The following is a 20,406-nucleotide window of genomic DNA, read 5'->3' as shown; positions in this document are numbered from 1 at the left end:
CTTTCACTTTTTTCAGATCGTCCCACGGAGGGTGAAATGATTACCTACATCCGGGTGCACGATTGGTCTGCCAGCCGGGTTGGTCCCCGGGAGGCCTGGCCGACGGTCCTGCATTCGACACTAGCGGTCATGCTGCCGTCGCGGTTTCCCATGATTTTGTATTGGGGTCCTGATCGGATTTGTTTCTACAACGACGCTTTTGCTGCTTTTCTGAAGCTTTTGGGAAAGCATCCGGCGGCTCTGGGTGAACGGGCCGAAGCTGTTTGGGGGGAAAGCTGGTCGCTCATTTTGCCCCAAATCGAACACGTTGAACGAGGAGAGGGAGCTACCTGGCTCGAAGATCAGTGCATTCCGGTTTTACAGAGCGGTCAGTTACGGGATACCTTCTGGACTTCCAGTTACAGCCCGGTTTCAGATGAATCGGGAAAACCGGCCGGGGTCCTGGTCACCTGTCTGGAAACCACCGCGCAGGTAGTAACCCGGAAAACAATGAAGGATACCGATGAACGCCTGGAGTTTGCGCTCGAATCTGCCCGGCTGGGAACCTGGGACTTTCATCCAGTCACGCAAATTGTGACGTGGGATAACCGCACCCGCGAATTGTTTGGCTTTCCGAAAGACGAAATTATTCCCTTTGAGCATGTCCTCAACTTCATTGCCCCGGAGGATCATCCGTTGGTGAAGACCGCCATTGACCGGGCGCTGGATCCGGCGATTGGCGAACGGCTGAATATTCAGTTTCGGACCCTCGGAGCCGAAGACGGCAAAGTTCGCTGGGTGCATTCGATCGGACAAGCGCATTTTAAAGACGGGACTCCTTACCGGTTTAGCGGGATTGTGCTGGACCTGACCGACCGGATTACGGCTGAGCAGGACTTGCAGGCCAGCGAACGGCGGATGTTGAACATGGTGCTGGAAGCGCCGGTGGCTACGGCCATTTATATCGGTGAGGAGATGGTCATTCAACTGGCCAACGAAACGATGCTGAACCTATGGGGGAAAGACGCTTCGGCGATCGGAAAGACGGTTGATCAGGCGCTGCCGGAGTTGGACGGCCAGCCGTTTATGGCTCTTTTACAAAACGTCTACCGAACCGGGGTGGCCTACCGAGCCTCCGAGGACCGGTGCGATTTGGTGGTGGATGGACAACTCCAGACGTTTTATTTCAATTTTACGTACAAACCATTGACCGACAGCAACGGGCAGGTGTACGGAATCATGAACATGGCCGTTGATGTGACGGAGCAGGTGATGATTCGGAAGAAAATCGAATTGAGCGAAACACGCCAGAAACTGGCTATCGAAGCTGCCGGTTTGGGAACCTTCGACTGGGACATGATCAAACCGGAGTTTACGTTTTCGCAGCGCCTGGCACAAATGTTTGGTTATACGGAGACGGTCAACCTGGAGCATATCAGTTTTAGTGGCCTGATTCATCCGGATGACCGGCAGATTCGGCTTGATGCGCACGCAGAAGCCATCCGAACCGGGCGGCTGTTTTACGAAGCCCGTTTTGTCTGGTTGGATCAGTCGGTACACTGGATTCGGCTGAATGGAAAAGTGCTGTATACGGAGGAGGGTAAACCAAGCCGGATGTACGGAACGACGATGGACATTACCGATCAAAAAAATCTGGCCGACTGGCTGGAAAAGCAAGTCGAAGAACGGACGCTGACCTTGCAGCAACGAAATGAAGAACTGAAGCGGAGTGAGGAACGCTACCACAAAATGGTCGATGAAGTACAGGATTACGCCATTTTATTGCTGAACCGGGAAGGAATCATTCAAAACTGGAACCAGGGCGCCGAGCGAATCAAAGGGTATTCTGAAGCAGAAATTGTGGGCAAAAGTATCCGGGTGTTTTACCGGCCGGAGGATCGCGAAAAAGGACTGCCCGAGCGGCTCATCGACGAAGCCCTGCGGGAGGGCCGGGCAACCCATGAAGGCTGGCGACTTCGGAAAAACGGCAGCGAATTTTGGGGAAATACCGTCATCACGGCCCTGCATGACGAGCAGGGTAGTATCATCGGCTTCTCTAAAGTTACCCGGGATCTGACCGAGAAAAAACTGGCAGAGGATCAATTGTGGCAATATTCGCGCGATCTGGAATTGCAAAACAAGGAATTGGAGCAGTTTGCGTATATCGCATCCCATGATTTGCAGGAACCGCTGCGGAAAATTCAGACGTTTTCCGGTTTACTGCGGGAAAGTTTGGATCAACCGGAACTCGTGGATCGGTACCTGGGAAAAATCGATTCGTCGGCCCAGCGTATGTCTACCCTGATTCGGGAAGTGTTGAATTATTCCCGGCTGACCATGCAGGAAGAGCGGTTTGTTCCGGTCGACCTGAATGCGATTTTGCAGGCGGTTCTGGTGGATCTGGAATTACTGGTGGAGCAGAAAGGGGCGGAGATTCAGGCGGAAACGCTGCCAACGATTGATGGAGTTCCGCTTCAGTTGGGCCAGCTTTTTTACAATCTGATCAGCAACTCGCTGAAATTTACGGAAAAAAGACCCATGATCCGGATTTCTGCCCGCATCCTCACACCCGGAGACTTGGCCGGATTTGCCGGGTTAAAACCGACGCAGACCTACGTAGAGCTTCGGTTTGAAGACAACGGAATTGGCTTTGAACCCCATTTCGCCCAGCAGATTTTTGTAATTTTTCAGCGGCTGAATACGAGCAAAAGGTATGGTGGTACGGGTATTGGGCTGGCTCTTTGTAAAAAAATTGTCGATAATCACCAAGGGCAGATTCTTGCCCAAAGTGAACCCGGACAGGGTGCCGTGTTCCTGGTACAATTGCCATGTAGCCGCCAGGCCGGATCGGAAAGCAATCGACACCTTCAGTGAGGACATTGATTTTCGTTCATTTCCTGGGTAGAAGGAGTCGCAGACGAAATACCTCCGGGCGGAATGTCGCCTTGGGCTACCCAAACGATGGCGTTTAATACCAGTTTGCGCAGGTTGTCGTCGGCCCAAACCCGGTGAAAATGACCGCCCGTAATGCCAAAGCCCCGGCCACCGTCGGGCCGATCCCGACACCAGGCCATGTGTTGCGGTTGACCTTTTTCTGCGCGTACGGCCGGATTGTTTTCATGAGGGCCGTCTTTTCGATCCAGCGTCGAAGCGGGGGGCACAGTGGTGAGCAGGGGCGTTACTCCCTCCAGATGCGGCCGAAACCGCATGTGGTAATACCACTCATCGTGGAGTGTAAATGGCTTGACACCCTGCGTGATGGGATGTTGTGGCAGGGCTTTATACTCGGCCGTCCAGACCGGGTTAACGGACCAGTATGTTTCAAAATACCCGCCGATCCAATCCAGAAAATAGTTGCCAGCCTGGCCTTTGGGCACTTCCACTGCGTAGTGAATGCAGGCCAGTCCAACACCTTTGTCCATCAATTTTTTTAGGGTTTCCAAGTGAGGGATAGCCGGATGCCCCGTTCCGCCATCGCCGTAGATCACCACGGCTGCGGCCTGATCGAACGCCTTTGGGTCCGTCGGCCAGCCATCGGTGTAGACTTCCGTTTCGATACCGGGAACCTGCTCCTCCAGCCGTTTCGCCAATAAAAGGCAACCCGCCTTGTGTTCATGTTGTCCCGCTCCGTGGCTGCATTTTCCGGCAACAAAAACAATTCGTTTCGAAACACTTTTCCCACGGAGTTGCCCCTGTCGGGGGGAGTCCTGGCCAGGAGTGATGAATTGCGGTAGTATGAGAAAACAAAGCAAACCAGTCAGGCACTGAAAAGGGGTTCTGAGCATACGATTGTTGGTTGGTACCCCCAAAAGATGGCCCTGCAGATAACCTACTGAAACCGGGCCCGACCGACCCGGTTTTATCATGAACACATAATGATTATAAATTAAATACCTTAATTAATAAAATTGGTCTGTTATTTGTTAAATAAATCATAAATTATCAGGCAGTTAGTGATTTTTTTATATTATTTAAAGATAATTTGATCACGCTATGAAGAAGTCAGTTTTGGTCGTAGAAGATCAGTCAGCACAGCGCAAACTAATGGTCGACGCGTTGCAACGGGCGGGCTTCACGGTATTTCAGGCCGCAGACGTGCCGCAGGCTACTACTTTGCTGCATCAGCATAAACCAGCGGTATTGGTTGCCGATATGCATTTGCCGCATGGTGATGGTGCTGACGTGATTCGGGAAGCGCGAAAAGTAGCTGGAAAAGCGGTTGCCGTTATTGCTGTCTCGATCGATCTGGCAATATTGCACCATAACGCATCGGCCACCTACCCGGCTGATGCCTATTTATCTAAACCGTTTCATCCCCGGGAGTTACTGAAACTGGTGGAGGAGTTGGCTGGGGTGTCAGTATAAGCCGTGAAAAGCCTTGATTTAGAAGCCGTTGACCCACTTCCTCCGTTACAATCCAATAGTGTTGGTCATCATAAGTAACCAGCCAAAGTAAATCAGTTGCCAGACCACTACGCTGAATCCAATCCTGAGCCTGAGAAATGGAATGAAATAATACAAGGGCCGTATTGTTGGCATCAGGTAATGCATTGAGAAGTGTTAACCACGTATCTTCATCCATAGGTAAGTACGATAGTGCGATTGTTCGAACGGCACTTGATTACCGAAAATATTCGGCTGACGCCCAACCCAGTAGTAGCGCCATGAGCGCTAACACCATAGCCAGAAGCAAACGTTGGGATCGGTGCGGTGCTTTCTGCGGTTGGCTTAGGGCAGAATAGGCGAAATACCCCCCTACCAAACAATACAAGAGTACCGAAACTCCAATCAGGTATATAGCTGTCATGCGCGATTTTTACCGGGTATATGCCTTAGGATAGCCACTTACCCGATACTTGCCTACGTGTTCAAAGGGTATGCCAAATGGAGAAGATTGTAATTAGATGGTCACAGAAATGAGCAAACGAAAGGTCTAAAAACCGTAGCCCAGCTTTTCAGGCAATATTTTCTTTTTCAGTGCGTTGCCAGAATAGCGTGGTACAAAATTTGCTTCATATAAATTAAAGTATCTCCTATTCGCTGTTTGGAAGTATGACGGGAACGACATTATTAAATGCTATATCTTGTTCTCAGGCAGGCACGCTGGCAAACCCGTCCTGGAGTCGGCATGTGCAGGAATCCTTTGACCTCTATCACGAACTGGAGATCTTACGCGACAATGTAGAGCAGTTGGAAAACGTTCAGACGATCGATGAACGTCTGGGTCAATTGTTATTCACCCTGAATACCGTATTTGCGGATCTTGGCAAGGCACCGGCTTCCTCGGATCAGGCCGCACTCAAAAACTTCATGCACCAAATTTCCCGGCGGCTTGAGGCCGAAAACCGGTCGGTGAAAGAACTCATCCGGGCGCTGACAAGCGCCAAACCCGCCCTGGTTCAGCCGAGCAATTAGTCCGTTATTCATTCCCTTCAAGTCCCGCATGGGTAGCCGTCAGAGTAAGCTGCTGTGGGTAATCGTGCTGATTAATTTTGCCACCTTTCTTATCCGTACGGTAACCGCTCTCAAGAGCAGGCCGTGCTGACTTTGGGTTCGAAGAAGACTTAGCAAACACGGATCATCGAAAAACTGGCCTCAATCCATACGAACTCGCTTATTTTCATTGTGCTGTATTCAATTAACCCCTAACTTGCCGCCAAACGTTACCAAGCAGCGAAAGACTTGATTATTGAAACACGCGCCTACGCCCGTGCCGGGCTGCTGGGCAACCCCTCTGATGGTTTTTTTGGCAAGACCATTTCCATATCGGTTCGAAATTTTGGTTCATCGATTTCCCTGTACGAGTCGCCGGAACTGAATATCGAACCCCAACCCCAGGATACCAATACCTTCCGGAGCATTTACCACCTTCGTGATGCCGTGGCTTCGCTGGGGTATCATGGTGGTATCCCGCTCATTAAGGCGGCTCTCAAACGGTTTTGCGAGTATTGCGATCAGCAGGGCATCCGGCTTCCCAACCGAAATTTTACCATTCGCTACAGTACATCCATCCCGCGGCAGGTGGGCTTATCGGGCTCAAGCGCCATCATCGTAGCGACTTTCCGGGCGCTGATGAAATTCTACCAGGTCGAGGTTCCGTTGCCACAACTGCCCACACTGGTGTTGAAAACCGAGTCGGAGGAACTGGGCATTACCGCCGGTTTGCAGGACCGGGTCATACAATGTTACGAAGGCTGCGTGTACATGAACTTCGACCGAGAACAGATCGAGCGGTGTGGCTACGGCATGTATGAACCTATCGATCCGCGATTATTACCCAAACTCTACATCGCCTACAAAGTATCGCTGGGTAAGCAGTCGGGCCGGATTCACAACGATGTGCGGTCGCGCTGGGACAAAGGGGAAGAGCTGGTAGTCAAGACCTTGCAGGAGATTGCCGACGTCGCCCGCCAGGGGCGCGAAGCCTTGCTAAACAACGATAGCAATCAGCTCCACGCCCTCATTAACGAAAATTTCGACCTGCGCCGTCGCATTTACAACATCAGTGAGAGCAATCTGGAAATGATTGCGGCCGCCCGGCGCATCGGCGCATCGGCCTCCTTTGCCGGATCGGGCGGGGCTATCGTCGGTACCTACAAAGACGACGACATGCTCAACCGCCTGTTTGTCCAAATGAAACAACTGAATGCCCGTGTTATCAAACCGTATGTAGTTTAACAGCGAAAGAGCGAAAGAGCGAAAGAGCGAAATGATCGAAGATCACGCTTTCCCGCTTCACCAGCAAAACCGCCCTTTGCTTTTGGCTCTTTCACTCTTTCGCTCTTTCACTCTTTCACCCAATATGATCAAGAAAGCCGTTATTCCCGCTGCCGGACTGGGGACCCGCTTTTTACCGGCCACCAAAGCACAACCGAAAGAAATGCTGCCGATCATCGACACGCCGACGATTCAATATGTCGTACAGGAAGCGGTGGATTCGGGCATCGAAGATATTCTGATTATTACCGGAAAAGGCAAACGGTCGATCGAAGACCATTTCGACCGGAACTACGAACTCGAAACGCGGCTGGAGGAAAAAGATGACGAAGCGCTGCTGCTCGAAATGCGCCGGTTGTCGGACATGGCGGATATTCACTTTGTTCGGCAAAAAGAATTGAATGGCCTGGGCGATGCCATCTATTATGCCCGTCACCATGTTGGTAATGAGCCATTTGCAGTTTTGCTCGGCGACACGATCATGGATTCGGTGATACCGGTTACGCAGCAATTGATCGACACCTACGACCAATACCGGGGTACAGTGATTGCGGTCGAGGAGGTACCCGCCGACAAGGTCAATCGGTACGGCATTGTGGGTGGGTCGACGCTGAGTGACAGCATCATGGAACTGAACACCCTGATTGAAAAACCGGCAATTGATGCGGCTCCTTCGAACCTGGCCATTGCGGGTCGGTATATTCTGACCCCCGATATTTTCAAGGCCATCGAACAGACTGAAAAAGGGAAGAACAACGAAATCCAGTTGACCGACGCGATGTTACTCCTACTGAAACGGGAAAACATCTACTCGCACCGAATCGAGGGCAAGCGGCACGACATTGGAAATAAACTGGATTTTCTGAAAACCACAGTGGAGTTTGCGCTGAAACGCAAGGAGTTTTCTGCGCCCTTTCTGGCGTTTCTGAAGGAAATGGTGGCGGCTCATTCGTAGATTCCACGAGCAACGTCCATCGACGACGCAATTTTTAGGCAGACAGAAAAACCTGGCCTACTCGCCAGACTTCTTCAAATGTGTTGTACAGCGGAGCCGGAGCCAGCCGGATGCAATCCGGTTCGCGCCAGTCGCCGATAATGCCTTTCTCGGTGAGCTGGTTAAAAACCGCCTTGCCATTTTTAGGCACGAGCAACGAAAGTTGACAGCCTCGCTCCGCCGGAGTCAGGATCGTCAGTGGGTAGCCGGAATCGCGCAGCACAAATTCCAGAAAACCGGTCAGTTGTTCGCTTTTGCGCCGTAGCGCAGGCATTCCGGCTTCGGCGGTGATTTCCAGGGCCGCTTCGTGAACCGCCATCGCCAGAATCGTGGGCGTACTGACCTGCCAGCCGTCAGCACCCGGCATCGGAACGAATCCTTTGGTCATTTCAAACCGGCGGGCTTCGTCGTAACCCCACCAGCCTGCCAGTCGGGGCAGCCCGGCCGCGTGATGCTTTTCGTGTATGAAAATCCCGGCAACGCCCCCCGGTCCCGAATTGAGGTATTTGTACGAGCACCAGAAGGCAAAATCGACGCCCCAGTCGTGGAGGGCCAGTGGTACATTCCCAACCGCGTGCGCCAGATCAAACCCGACCATAACACCGACTTCGTGCGCTTTTTGGTTAATCGTTGCCATGTCGAACACTTGGCCGGTGTAGTAATGCAATCCACTCATCAACACCAGCGCCAGCGAATCCCGGTAGTGCTCAATCGCGTTTAGAAGGTCTTCGGTTCGCCAGGTAGGTTCACCCGAACGGGGAAACAGTTCAATGAACTGTTCATCCGGGTTCAGGCCCCGGCTTTTCAAATGCGATTCGAGGGCGTATTGATCGGACGGGAAATCTCCTCCGATGGTCAGGATCTTGGTTTTTTGACCCTGAGGTCGGTAAAAAGAGGTGAGCAGTAGGTGCAAGTTGACCGTCAGGTTGTTCATCGGGCAGACTTCCGCCGGTAAAGCGCCCAGAATCTGCGCCAGCGGCTCTTTGCAGCGCCGGTGAATCGAATACCAGGGATTTTCGCCCTCAAACCAGCCCTCCACCCCGTGCTGCTGCCAGATGGTCAGCTCGTGCTCAAGTGCCTGCTGAACGGTTTTCGGTTGCAAGCCCAGCGAATTGCCGCAAAAATAAATCAGCGGCTCCCCATTCCGCTGCGGTAAGTAAAACCGGTCGCGAAATGCCCGAAGCGGGTCTTCCTGATCCAATTGTCGGGCAAACGCCAGTGAGTTTTCCATAAAAGAGTGATGAGTTAAGAATTAAGAGTGAAGAGTTAGCTGCCGCATTTTTTTCGAGCGGAGCATTTAACTTTTCACTCTTAATTCTTAACTCCTTATTGGTGTTTCATGCCACCTTTCTTGCAGCAGGAGGGGAGTTTGGCGTAGCCTTTTTCGTCGGCGGTTACCTCATCAGCATCGTAGCCGGTTTTGGAAATATTGGCTTTGATCTTCGTCAGGTCCGTCTTCTTGGGGTTGTACTTGACCGTCACCACTTTGTTCGTCAAGTCCAGGTTGGATTCTTTCACGCCTTTCTCGAAGGCCAGGTTGCGTTCAATGCGTTCCTTGCACATCTCGCAAATGGCCGAGGTTTTGATTTTGACTTCTTTTTCCTTGTCATCGGCTGCCTGGGTTGTAATCCCGAAGGCCAGCAAAAGCAGCGTTAACAGACCAAATAAGTTCTTTTTCATGGCTATAAAGTTTTGGTTAAAAAGATTCATTTCGGTTAATGGTGTTTGGTGTGGTTTCCGGGCATCAACATCGGCATCAGCGATGGAGTAAATCGCAGGTAAATCTGACCTGATAACGGCGTTTTGCCATACACCGGTTCCAGCGCCCGATCGGGAAGGTGGCCCGTGAGTTGCGCACCCACCGCCATGTCGGAACCTGCGATCTGAAGCAGGCGATAATTTATCCCGAGTGTCAAGCTGTTGATGGTAACAAACTCCGTGTCATTTGCCTGTAAGTCAGTAAAGTAATCCCGAAGTCCTAACTCATCAACGGATTTCGTGATGTTTTCATACCGACCGTACAATGCCGTCCGCCCCAATTGCAGACTGCTTTCGGCCAGGTAAGCGCTTTCGTTTTCGCCATCGTGCGAATTCATGCCCCAAACCAACGCTGAAGAAACATAGCGATCCGGCCGTCCCAGCGATTTACTGTGCAAAAGTGATGCCGTTGTCCGGGTTATGTTGTGGTCAGGATCGATGGCTTCCGGACTGTTGATATACCCCTGCGAAAACTGCAGGGCCAGCGAAGGCGACGGGTTCACCGATAAGCGGTACGAATAACTGTCGAAACGCGGGCGGTCGAAGCCAAAGCGGTTTTCATTTGGTTCCCGACCCGTAAAACTCGACACTTCCAATTTAGCAATTTTGTACCGAAAACCCGCCGTTGCGATGCCGAAGGTAATGTGCGTGGCATCGGTCCAGTGGTGGCCCAGGGGTGAATCCGGGTTGTTGAACGATGAAATCCGGTGCATGAAAGCCGGAGGCCCCAGGGCCGGTTCGCCGGGATAACCCACGTAACCGAACACATCGGCATTCGGTGAAAGGGCGTAGGAATACCCGACGGACAACTCCGAAAACAGATCGTGCTGGTGCTGCCGGTCGATCAGGCGCTGGCCGTTGTAGGTTTCGCCCGACTGAAACAGCAACGGATAACCGTTTTTTCCGACCGTCAGCGGATCAAGCGAAAGCATAGCTTTGATGGCTAGTAGCCCGCGTTGTCCAACAGGACGCTGGGCCATGCCCATCACATAGTTGGGGGCGTCGAATTGCCTGGCCCGGCCCCTGCCGTTCGGATTCGTAAAATTCTGATTCGTATGGCGTAAAAACAGGCTGTAGTGCAACATGGTCATCCACGGGTTGCCGGACTGGCTTTGCGGATGGCTCATGTACATATACATCGGCGTTTGGTCGGGATGCCAGGCGGTGCCGGAAGCGTTCCGGTTCATGGGCAGGTTCCGGGAATAGAGATTCGACATCATCGACAGACTTTGCTGCATCTGCATCATGTTGTGCATCGCATGACCCATCGCGGCATGGTTCATGCTATCCTGCCGCATCATTTTCTTCGCGGGTGGCATGGCGGGTTTCCGGCTGGTATCGGCCGGAAACCCGTCGGCCAGGGCCAACCGCGTTAAACCGCAAAAAAAGAACAGCAGGATCGGCTTTACGGTTGTATTCATGACAATAAATTTACATTCAAACGGGTGCTCATGCATTGGCTGATAACCGGCGGCAATCGTCGGCGCAACGACGGCAGACTTCGGCGCAGGCTTGGCAAGGCTCGTGGTCATGTTTGCTGCATTCGTCGGCGCAGGCGTCACAGACATCGGCGCACAAGACCATAAAGTTCATCATAAAATCAGAATTGCGGGCGGTCAGGCTGCCGCACATCCGGCAAAAATCGGCGCAATCGCGGCAAAGCTGAATGCAGTTGCGCATCATCGCGATATGCTCTTCCTGCAAACAGGCCGATATGCAGCGTTCGCAGGCGGCTGCACAATCGAAACAGATTTGGACATGCTCTTCGTGGTGTTGCATCGTTTCCATAACGTCTTATTGTTTAGCGTGTTGTAAAAGGGCTTAAACGATTTTCGGTTACGGCCGGTGTACAAAATTAGCAATCCTGGGTTGGGTGGACGTACAAAAATTGGGCTATGTTGTGCATCATTTTGATACACCAACCTTATCGATATCCGTTCGGTACCGGCGTCCGGTACGTTTGAAATCGCTGGGTGTCAGACCAACCAATTGTTTGAACTGGTTGGATAAATGTTGTGTGCTGCTATAGCCCAGCCGCCAGGCAATTTCACTAAGTGTTAACTCGCCATCGAGCAAATACTCTTTTACTTTCTCAATTTTTTGCGCAATGACAAACTTTTCAATGGTTATTCCCTCCAAGGCCGAAAACAGATGACTTAGGTACGAATAGTCGTAGCCCATTTTCTGAGCCAAAAAATCTGACAAATTCTGGTGTTCGGGCCGCTCGCGCCGGTCGTGGTGAATTTCATTGATGATGGTGGTTTTAATCTGCTCGACGAGAATCGTTTTTCGGTCTTCCAGCAGCTCAAACTCGTTTTCGGCCAGCGCTTGCCGGATTTGTTCCAACGTAACGTTCGCGGGCAACTCACCGATTTCGACTTCCCCCAGTTCCACGTGCTGAACCTCAATACCGACTTCTTCCAGCGTATCACGGACCACGCGCTTGCACCGTCCGCAGACCATATGTTTGATGAGTAGTTTCATGATCGTCGTAAACTGTCTTGAACTCGGATTCCACGGATTAAGGGATTAACCAGGATGTAAAAAAAAGATCGCGATAGCTATCCCAGTTAATCCTTTAATCTGTGGAATCCCGGTTCAGACAGTTCAGATTTTAAGTTTATACCGAAAACCGGCGTAAAGCATCCGGCCCGTGATGGGGCCCCAAACCCGGGCGGCCGCATCGAAATCTCGTCCGAAAGGGTCACTAGCACCGACAATCGGGTTCGCCTGCCGGAAGTTTCCGAGGTTTTCACCGCCCAGATAAACCTCCCATTTCGGGAAGGCTTTGCTCACCTGGGCGTTGATGTTGTAAAAACCGGGTGCATTTTCGCGGGGCATGTTCTGATAACTCGTGTGTTCGTAGCCTTCCCGCAGGTACGGAATTCGGCGCGGTCCGTTCCATTGCACGGTAAAATCGAACTTCCATTTGTCGTAGGGGAGGGCATATCCGGCATTGAACAGCACCCGGTCGCGGCTGACCATCATCCGGGGCAGTAAAATGCTTTCACCGAAGGTCATGCCCATCGTTTGCCGGACGTCGAAAAGCCGGTAAGCCAGTTTCACCTCCATCCGTTTGATGGGTTGGTAGTTGAACTCTGCCTGAAAACTGTTGGCAAATGACCGGGTTTTCAGGCCGGGAGCCGACCGACTTGTCAGGTAATAAAAGTGAAGTTCACGTGGGTGTTCCAGGTCGACAATCAACTGGTTCTGAAAATTCGTGCGGTAATAATCCAGCACCAGCGAGGCTTTCTGTCCGAACAGATTGAATTCTTGCGCCAGACTGGTTCCGTAATTCCACGACACTTCGGCCTGCGGTTTGTCGTCGAAATAAACTGTTCGGGAACTAACCAGGTACCCGTAGTTTTCGGCCAGGGCATTCGGCGTCCGAAAACCGCGTCCGGCCGAAGCGCGAAGGGTCAGGCGGTGGTTTAGGTCGTATTTGGCATGAAACCGGGGCGTAAACTGGGTGCCGAACAGGTTGTGGAAATCCAGCCGGGCACCCGCTACCAACGTGAGTTTGTCGAGGTATTTGTAAGTATATTCCCCAAAAATACCCGGTACCGACTCGGTTCGCGTCATGACGGTATCTCGGTATTTTTCGCGGTAATCGTCGAGCAGGTAGCTCAGCCCGGTTTTGAACGAGTGGTTGGTGTTGTCGATGATCGACTGGTAAATCAGGTTTCCGTACAGCGATTGTTGCCGCCCGTCATAGGGAATAAAGCCAAACCGGGAATTTTGCTCGTGGTGGACGGCATTCAGAATCAGGCCCAGACCCCGGTACGGTTTTTCGGGATACAGGCGGGCGGTTTTGGAAAACACCTCCAGCCGCTTCGTGGTGTTAGTGAATCGGTAGGTGGGTACACCAACCCGATTTTCTGTCGCCTGTCCGCCGGTGCGGTCTTCGTACAGCGCCTTCACGCCAAATTGGCTCATAAACCGCTCCGAACCGTATTTGGCCCGGACAATGCCGTTGTATTGGGTATAGAGGGGCAGGTCCAGGAAGTTGTCCCCGTTCTGGTCGATCCGGTTTTGGAGCGTACTGGCGTGGCCCAGAAAACCAATACTCCACTTTTCCGACAGGGGACGTGAAAGGTTTAGATTGCCCTCAACACGCCCGAAACTGTTGACGTAAGCATTGGCGAAGATGCGTTCGCGGGCATCCGGTTTCTGCAATTCCACATTCATGGCACCCGACATGCCTTCGTACCCGTTTACGACCGAACCGGCCCCTTTGCCAATGTCGATGGACGAAATCCAGGTTCCGGGAATGTAGTTTAGCCCAAAGGTGGATGCCAGCCCGCGAATGGTCGGGATGTTTTCGATATTGGTCTGGACATAATTACCGCTTAACCCCAGCATCTGAATCTGTTTGGCACCCGTTACGGCGTCGCTGTAGGATACGTTGACCGAAGCGTTGGTCTCAAAGGATTCCGACAAATTGCAGCAGGCGGCTTTCGCCAGCGTTCGGGTGGTGATGATTTCGTTCTGAATGGGAGAAATCCGGTCGATCTGCGATGAGGCCCCCTGCACCGTAACTTCCTGTAAGGTATTCTGGTTGGTCAGAACGACCGTCAATTCAGTTTGATCGGTTACCGCAATGGTATCCGGTTTGAAGCCTACAAAGCTGAACACCAGCTGGTTGGAGGATTCGCTACGGGCAATGGCGAAATGACCGTTCGCGTCGGAAGTCGTGGCTTGGGTGGTTCCGGCCCAGTAAATATTGACCCCCGTGAGCGGTACGGTTTGGGTGTTCACTTGTTCTGAAACGGTGCCGTGGATGGTTTGGGCACCCGAAAAGAAGGGAATAAACAGGGATAACGCTGTCGCTATCCATTCCCTGAAATAGTCTGGAATTGAAAACATGATCGTATTGGTGTGTAAAGAATGTACAATGGCGGATGCGTTTCGACGCACCGACAGGAATCACTCTTGACCAAATGATCTATAGCAGGAAACTTTGGACGAACGAGAGCAGGCTGCGCCCGTAGGGAAGAGGAGGAGAGTCAACCCGGAATGCGACGGACTCGGTTTCTACTTCAAACAGCGTCTCTACCAGCCAGCTAACCAGGGTCGCTGCGGCAGCTCCGGCCAGATCCGTTGTCGACTTAATGAATTTGGCGACCAGTTGGGTGAGGGACGACGAAAAATCGACGTTTTCATACCGCTGTTCTTCCTTGCAGCAATCGGACCGTTTAATAACCGGGCCAATCGACGACTGCCGGGAGACGGAAAACGATTTTTTCTGATGAACGGCGCAGGTCGCTTTTTCCGATCGGTTGATTGTCATGGAAACTTTCTTCCCGCGCATCAGACACGTATGCTCAATCAGGCCAAAACCGGTACTGCTCAGCAGTACAAGGCAGGCCATCAGGAGGTTAACGTATCGGCAGAAAGTCTTTTTCATGACGAAACAAAAGTAGAATATGAGCCGTAGAAAAACAAGTACATGATTTTGGATGAACGTACATGATTTTGTCCTTGGGGAAAAGACACAAAAAACCGGTGAAGCACAGCCTCACCGGTTTTATCATTTAAGTGTATGATTACGAAATGAATGGTATTAATAACCGGGGTTTTGCTTCAAAATATCGGCACCGAGCAAGTCGATCTGATCTTGTGGCAGTGGCAGGTATTCGTGTTTGTTCGGGGTAAACTTGGCCCCACCCAGGGCACCGACCAGTTTTTTGCTTTCATAGGTCAGGTAGGCATTGACCTCTTTATCAGCCAATCCCCAGCGAACAAGGTCAAAAAAGCGGTGTCCTTCCAGTGACAGCTCCAGTTTCCGTTCGAAGTAAACCGTCTGACGGGCAATGGCTTTGTCGGCAAAGTTGGCCGCCGGATACACATCGATCAAATATTTAGCCGCCGGAGCGCCCGCTTTCGTAACAAAACCGGCCGGATTGGCCGCCCGTGCCCGGACCAGGTTGGTGTATTCGCGGGCTTTAGCCAGCGAACCGACTTCAATTTCGGCTTCAGCCGCCATCAACAGCACGTCGGCGTAGCGGATAACCGGGAAGTTCAACGCCGTGTAGCCCGGCGTCCAGGAACTGTTGTCCTGCAACGACCCTACGTCGGATTTGTAGTACGCAAACTTTTTCGGAGAATACGGACCGGCGTTAGCCTGGTTCCGAATCCAGTCGAAGCCCGGGTGATCGATCCAGTCCAGGAACGGAATTCCGCGACGACCGATGACGTGGTCAATCCGGGGATCGAGGTTGCCGGCATCCGGCGTGAAAGCTACGTTCGACTGAATCCCCTGGTCGGTTTTCAGTTCATTGGCGGGCAGGTTGTACGACCCATCCAGCAGCGGCAATCCGTTGGCATTGGTGCGGTAGGAGTTCGCCATTTCGAACGAAGGCGCGAAGAAACCGCAGCAGTTACCCGGACCGTTCGGACCCGTGTTGTACGGATAGTTCAGGTCAAACTCGGGGTTGGCGTTATTCACGCTCCCGGTATTAGCAGCCGCCTGAATCGCAAAAACCGACTCTTCGTTGTTGTCGTTCGAGGCCCGGAACATGTCAGCGTAACGCGGTACCAGACCGTATTTCTTGCCATTGGACGTTTTGCCGTTAGCAATGATGAGATCAAACAGGGCTTTGGCTTCGGTGTATTTCTTTTGATACAGATACACTTTAGCCAGGTAAGAAGCAGCCGCCCATTTGTTGGCCCGTCCTACTGCCGACTGGGTTTCGGGCAGGTTGTCGTAAGCATATTTTAGGTCGGCTTCGATCAGGGGGTACAGTTCCTTGTCATTCTTCACTTTCTCGATACCCGTGCCGTAATCCATCGTTTCGTCCACATACGGAACGTTGTTGAAGGCCCGTTTCAACTCAAAGTAGTAATGGCCGCGCAGGAACCGTGCTTCGCCCCCAATCCGCTGTTTGTCGGCTGCCGTCACATCCGCCCCGGCTTTGCCGATCAGCTTCAGGACGTTGTTAGCCCGGGCAATTCCTTCGTAGTTACCCCGGTATTTGTCGAGAATAACCCCCTGGGTGCTCAGGTATTCGAAGCGCTGGATGGGGTTGATGTCGCTAAAGTCACCGGGGTCGGTTCCTTTGTTGGCATCGCCCCCCCGGATGCTTCCCCAGACCCAGTTGGAGGGGCTGGCCATCCGGTTATCGCGGCCGTTGAGCTGCCCGTACACCGAGATCAGAGCGCCTTCCAGACCTTTTTTCGAGGTTAGCTGGGATTCACTGACCTGGCCGGTCGCCGGTATTTCCAGAAAACTGTCTTTGCAGGCATAGCCCACCAACATCAGGGTTGCCGAGGCCGTTGCTGTAATGACTCCTTTTTTAAATATAGCTTTCATGTTTTTTTTGATCGTTAGAACTGTAAGTGACAGGTGGTGAATCGCTTACGGGTACTATTAGAATCCAATGCTCAAACCACCGAGCAACTGACGGGTCATCGGGTAGTTCCCTACGTCGATCCCGAACTGCGTATCGGCATTCCCGCCAACGCTGGGATCTAAACCCTGGTATTTGGTGATCGTGAACAGGTTGTTGATCGATGCGAACACTTTCACCCGTTGAATTTTGGCTTTGCTCAACAGAGAAGCGGGCAGGTTGTACGACAGCGAAACGTTCTGCATCCGCATGTAGTCGCCGGGCTCCACGTAGAACGAGTTCGACTGGGTGTTCGTGCTGAAGTTCGAAGCATCTTCAAAAATTGGCGTCGTAGCCCCCGTGTTGGTTGGCGACCATGAATCTTTCACGCGGGCGCTGATGGCGGCACCGGCGAATGACGGATAAAAGTCGGTAAACCATTTCGACACGTTGAAGATCTTGTTGCCCAGGAAGGCGTTCAAATAGGTGTTCAGTTCAAAGTTCTTATAGTTCAGTTTCAGGTTCAAACCACCACTGAATTTCGGAACCGGGCTACCCAGATACGTCCGGTCGTTGACGTCAATTTTGTTGTCGCCGTTCAGGTCAGCATACCGGAACCGACCCACGCCTTTTCCATCCTGTGCCGGAGCCGAGTTAACTTCTTCCTGATTCTGGAACAAGCCAACTACCTGATAGCCGTAGAAGGCCGAGATCGAGTAGCCGAGTTGGTTCCGGATCGGGTTGATGCCACGATAGCCGGGGTTCACCGTCGTCAGGTAGGACAAACCCGGAGCCAGTTCCACGATCTCATTGTTCAGGAAACCGCCCGTCAGTGTGACTTCATAGGCCAGGTCGTTGGTAACTTTACCCCGGTTGATGACCTGAATATCAATCCCTTTGTTCACCATTTTACCGACGTTCACCGATGGTGCCGAAGCCCGGTAGCCCAACGTCGCCGTTACCGGTACCTGGAACAACAGATCCCGGGTATCTTTCTGCCACAGGTCGAGTACTACGTCCAGCTTACCATTCAGGAAGGTTGCATCGATCCCGATGTTCTTCGTGACACTGGTTTCCCATTTAGCATCGGGGTTACCGATCCGAGTCCGGTAGTATCCTTCAAGGGTGCTGCTGTTTGACCCGTTAATGTCGTAGGCCGATTGGCCGATGCTGGCGGCATACAAGCTGAACTGGTTGTTGGGGTCTACGTTGTTGGAGTTCCCCATCGTTCCGTAACCACCGCGCAGTTTCAGGTCAGTGATCCAGGTCAGCCCCTTCATAAATTCCTCGGAGGAGACGCGCCAGGCCGCTGAGAAGGCCGGGAATACCCCGTACCGGTTGTTGGCCCCAAACCGCGACGAACCATCCCGGCGAATCACCCCGGTCAAGATATACTTGTCGTTGAAGTTGTACACCGCCCGACCGAAGAGGGAGTAGAAATTAACCCCCCGACCATAGTTGCTGTTCACAACCCGACCGCTGGCTGAGGTGGTACTTAGCGTTACGTAGTTAGGGTCGGTCGAGAAGGGGTTCAGACCGTTTCCGCTCATGTTCCGGAACTGGCCCGTATTGAGAGCTTCCTGTCCGAGTAGCACTTCAACGCCGTGAACACCGAATTTCTTCTTGTAGGTAGCGGTGTTGGTCAGCGACCACCGGAACGTATATCCTCCTCCTTCGTTGTAGCCGAAGGCTGAGTTGTTTTCGGAGTTTTCGTATTGCAGACGTGAGTAGCCGTAGTTGTAGAAGTTGTCATACTGGCCACCCAGTGAGGTCCGCAGCGTCAGGCCCGGGATGGGGTCGTATTCGACGTAGATGTTACCAAAACCGTTCCCATTGAAGGCGTAGTTATCTTTCAGACCATCGCGGGAAGCCACCGGGTTCCGGGGGTTGTTGAACCCTTTAGCTGCCGTCCCGGCGTAACCACCAAATTCGTCGTAGATCGGGATAATGGAAGGCATACGGAAAGCCGCCAAGATGTCGTTTTCGTCGTCGGCAACCCCCTGACCACCATTGTCACCCGATAAACCAATCGCTGACCGGTAGGTAAACTGAAGGTTTTCGCCGATCCGGATTTTATCTGACACATTGAATTCGGAGTTCGCCCGGAAGGTATACCGGTTGAAGTCGTTGCTGTACAGAATCCCTTTCTGGTTCTGAGCACTGAAACTGATGTAGTAACGGGCGTAATCCGTACCGCCGGAGAAGCCCAGCGAATGACGTTGAATGGGAGCGACGCGGGTAATGGCATCGTACCAGTCGGTACCGGCTTTGTTGGCCCGAACGACCTGATAAACCGGCCCAGCCGTCGGATCGACGTTGTATTTCGCCCGTTCTGCCGCCAGGTCGATCGTACCGACCACGCCCGAACGGCCACCCACGTTGATGTAATCCGGGATAACCGGGGTTGCGCCGTTACCGAATTGCGGGTGCGTCCAGTTGGCATCGCCTACTTTCCGACCGGAGTTCCGGAATGCATTCCAGGTCCACTCGGCAAACTCCGTTGGGTTCAGCATTTCCTGTCCTTTGCCCGGGAAGGTCACCCCATACTGCCCATCATACGAAATAGAGAGCTTGCGGGCGGTTTTCGAGCCTTTTTTTGTGGTGTAAACGATAACACCGTTGGCCGCCCGTGCACCGTAAATAGAAGCAGCTGCGGCATCCTTCAACACGGTTGTTGTTTCGATGTCATCCGGTGCAATAAAGTCGGTAGAAGGCACGGGCACCCCATCCACAACGTAGAGCGGTTCGTTCCCACCGAAAGCACCGAAACCCCGGACACGGATTTGGCTCGTGGTACCGGGCTGACCATTGGTCACAACCGTAACCCCGGCTACCCGACCGGCCAGCGCTTGTTCGACGTTACCGGTCGGCACCGCCGTCAAATCGCGGGATTTAACAATCGCAACCGAACCGGTTGTCTCCCGGCGGCTGTCGGTGCTATACCCCGTTACAACAACTTCGCTCAAAGCGGTAACATCATCTTCCAAACGAATTTCGACAGTGCTGCGGTTTCCGATGGCTATTTCGGTTGATTTAAAGCCGATGGCGGAAATGACAAGGGTAGGATTGGCGCCCCGGATTGAAAGGGCAAAATCACCGTTGGCGTCGGTGGAGGTACCGGTTGTTGTGCCTTTGATTACGACGTTTGCTCCCGGGACAGGGCCATCAGCGCCGGTTACTTTCCCTGTGACACGGCGTTCCTGGGCCATGACATTTATGCTCCACAATAACATAAATGCACCCAAGAAAGCAGACTGAAACAATCTGTAGAATTGTGCTTTCATAATAGGTTTTGTAATAATTGGTTTTATTTTCGTACTAATTTAAGAGGTCTTTTAACATACTTCAAAATTTTCTCAAGAATATTATAAAAAATTGTGTTCTAAGAGGAGCAAAGAAAAGGCCGGTTTTCTAATCTACCATGCTGATTTTTAGTAATTTATGCGTAAAACATATCCCCTGAATTTTGGCTTAGTTTTTTTTGCTATGTTTTGATTATTAGGGTAATAGCTAAGACAATGGCGCATTTTTACTTATTTTGTCGGCCCGAAAAAGGGATCCGGTGGCCAGGCCAGTCAGACGTGAAATCAACTCCCTAAAACTGGGCACTTCCTTTTCGGGAATTACCGG

At 52.2% G+C, this 20,406-nt stretch carries 15 protein-coding genes; 5 read left to right on the top strand and 10 right to left on the bottom strand.

Going from position 1 to position 20,406, the window contains the following annotated elements; translation table 11 throughout:
• Positions 1-36 precede the first annotated feature (36 nt).
• On the top strand, positions 37-2,853 hold the full coding sequence (locus ACO2Q8_RS15410) for a PAS domain-containing sensor histidine kinase (protein ID WP_423345726.1): 2,817 nt from the start codon (positions 37-39) through the stop codon (positions 2,851-2,853).
• On the opposite strand, the gene ACO2Q8_RS15405 is transcribed toward ACO2Q8_RS15410, so the two are convergent.
• Positions 2,847-3,764 carry a ThuA domain-containing protein gene (locus tag ACO2Q8_RS15405; RefSeq protein WP_423345725.1) on the bottom strand — a complete coding sequence of 306 codons (918 nt, stop codon included), beginning with the start codon at positions 3,762-3,764 and terminating at the stop codon, positions 2,847-2,849. The two genes, ACO2Q8_RS15410 and ACO2Q8_RS15405, sit on opposite strands and share 7 nt — an antisense overlap.
• Before the next feature lie 208 nt (positions 3,765-3,972).
• Here ACO2Q8_RS15405 and ACO2Q8_RS15400 point away from each other — a divergent pair, with 208 nt between their 5' ends.
• From ACO2Q8_RS15400 to galU, 4 genes are all read left to right on the top strand, one after another.
• Complete coding sequence (locus ACO2Q8_RS15400) at positions 3,973-4,344, top strand: response regulator transcription factor (RefSeq protein WP_423345724.1); 372 nt, start codon at positions 3,973-3,975, stop codon at positions 4,342-4,344.
• 687 nt (positions 4,345-5,031) lie between these two features.
• Positions 5,032-5,394: a hypothetical protein gene (locus ACO2Q8_RS15395; RefSeq protein ID WP_423345723.1), complete on the top strand. Its 363-nt coding sequence runs from the start codon at positions 5,032-5,034 to the stop codon at positions 5,392-5,394.
• A gap of 267 nt (positions 5,395-5,661) precedes the next feature.
• A complete protein-coding gene (locus tag ACO2Q8_RS15390) occupies positions 5,662-6,657 on the top strand; it encodes a mevalonate kinase family protein (RefSeq protein ID WP_423345722.1) in 996 nt (331 codons plus the stop codon).
• Between the two features lie 124 nt (positions 6,658-6,781).
• The gene (galU, locus tag ACO2Q8_RS15385; protein WP_423345721.1) at positions 6,782-7,651 is read left to right on the top strand and encodes a UTP--glucose-1-phosphate uridylyltransferase GalU; all 870 of its coding nucleotides are present in this window, start codon (positions 6,782-6,784) and stop codon (positions 7,649-7,651) included.
• A gap of 34 nt (positions 7,652-7,685) precedes the next feature.
• Here galU and kynU read toward each other — a convergent pair whose 3' ends face one another.
• The 9 genes from kynU to ACO2Q8_RS15340 form a co-directional block, all read right to left on the bottom strand.
• A complete protein-coding gene (gene kynU, locus ACO2Q8_RS15380; protein ID WP_423345720.1) occupies positions 7,686-8,921 on the bottom strand; it encodes a kynureninase in 1,236 nt (411 codons plus the stop codon).
• A gap of 95 nt (positions 8,922-9,016) precedes the next feature.
• Positions 9,017-9,370, bottom strand: coding sequence for a heavy-metal-associated domain-containing protein (locus ACO2Q8_RS15375; protein WP_423345719.1), 354 nt, complete (start codon positions 9,368-9,370; stop codon positions 9,017-9,019).
• A 35-nt stretch (positions 9,371-9,405) separates the two neighbouring features.
• Positions 9,406-10,980 (bottom strand): hypothetical protein, encoded by a 1,575-nt coding sequence (locus ACO2Q8_RS15370; protein WP_423345718.1) that lies wholly within the window; start codon positions 10,978-10,980, stop codon positions 9,406-9,408.
• Positions 10,898-11,128, bottom strand: a complete 231-nt coding sequence (locus ACO2Q8_RS15365) for a four-helix bundle copper-binding protein (protein WP_423345896.1) — start codon at positions 11,126-11,128, stop codon at positions 10,898-10,900. Before ACO2Q8_RS15365 ends, ACO2Q8_RS15370 begins: the two co-directional genes overlap by 83 nt.
• Before the next feature lie 225 nt (positions 11,129-11,353).
• Positions 11,354-11,932 (bottom strand): helix-turn-helix domain-containing protein, encoded by a 579-nt coding sequence (locus tag ACO2Q8_RS15360; protein WP_423345717.1) that lies wholly within the window; start codon positions 11,930-11,932, stop codon positions 11,354-11,356.
• 123 nt (positions 11,933-12,055) lie between these two features.
• Positions 12,056-14,314: a TonB-dependent receptor gene (locus tag ACO2Q8_RS15355; RefSeq protein ID WP_423345716.1), complete on the bottom strand. Its 2,259-nt coding sequence runs from the start codon at positions 14,312-14,314 to the stop codon at positions 12,056-12,058.
• Positions 14,315-14,393: 79 nt separating this feature from the next.
• Positions 14,394-14,855 (bottom strand): HYC_CC_PP family protein, encoded by a 462-nt coding sequence (locus ACO2Q8_RS15350; RefSeq protein WP_423345715.1) that lies wholly within the window; start codon positions 14,853-14,855, stop codon positions 14,394-14,396.
• Between the two features lie 156 nt (positions 14,856-15,011).
• A complete protein-coding gene (locus tag ACO2Q8_RS15345; protein ID WP_423345714.1) occupies positions 15,012-16,760 on the bottom strand; it encodes a RagB/SusD family nutrient uptake outer membrane protein in 1,749 nt (582 codons plus the stop codon).
• 57 nt (positions 16,761-16,817) lie between these two features.
• Positions 16,818-20,060, bottom strand: a complete 3,243-nt coding sequence (locus ACO2Q8_RS15340; RefSeq protein ID WP_423345713.1) for a SusC/RagA family TonB-linked outer membrane protein — start codon at positions 20,058-20,060, stop codon at positions 16,818-16,820.
• Positions 20,061-20,406: the final 346 nt, after the last annotated feature.

This window comes from Larkinella sp. VNQ87, from assembly GCF_049445795.1.
Taxonomy (GTDB): Bacteria; Bacteroidota; Bacteroidia; order Cytophagales; family Spirosomataceae; genus Larkinella.
Note: the sequence above shows the minus strand (reverse complement) of the source record. Positions and strands in the feature narration are given on the sequence as shown.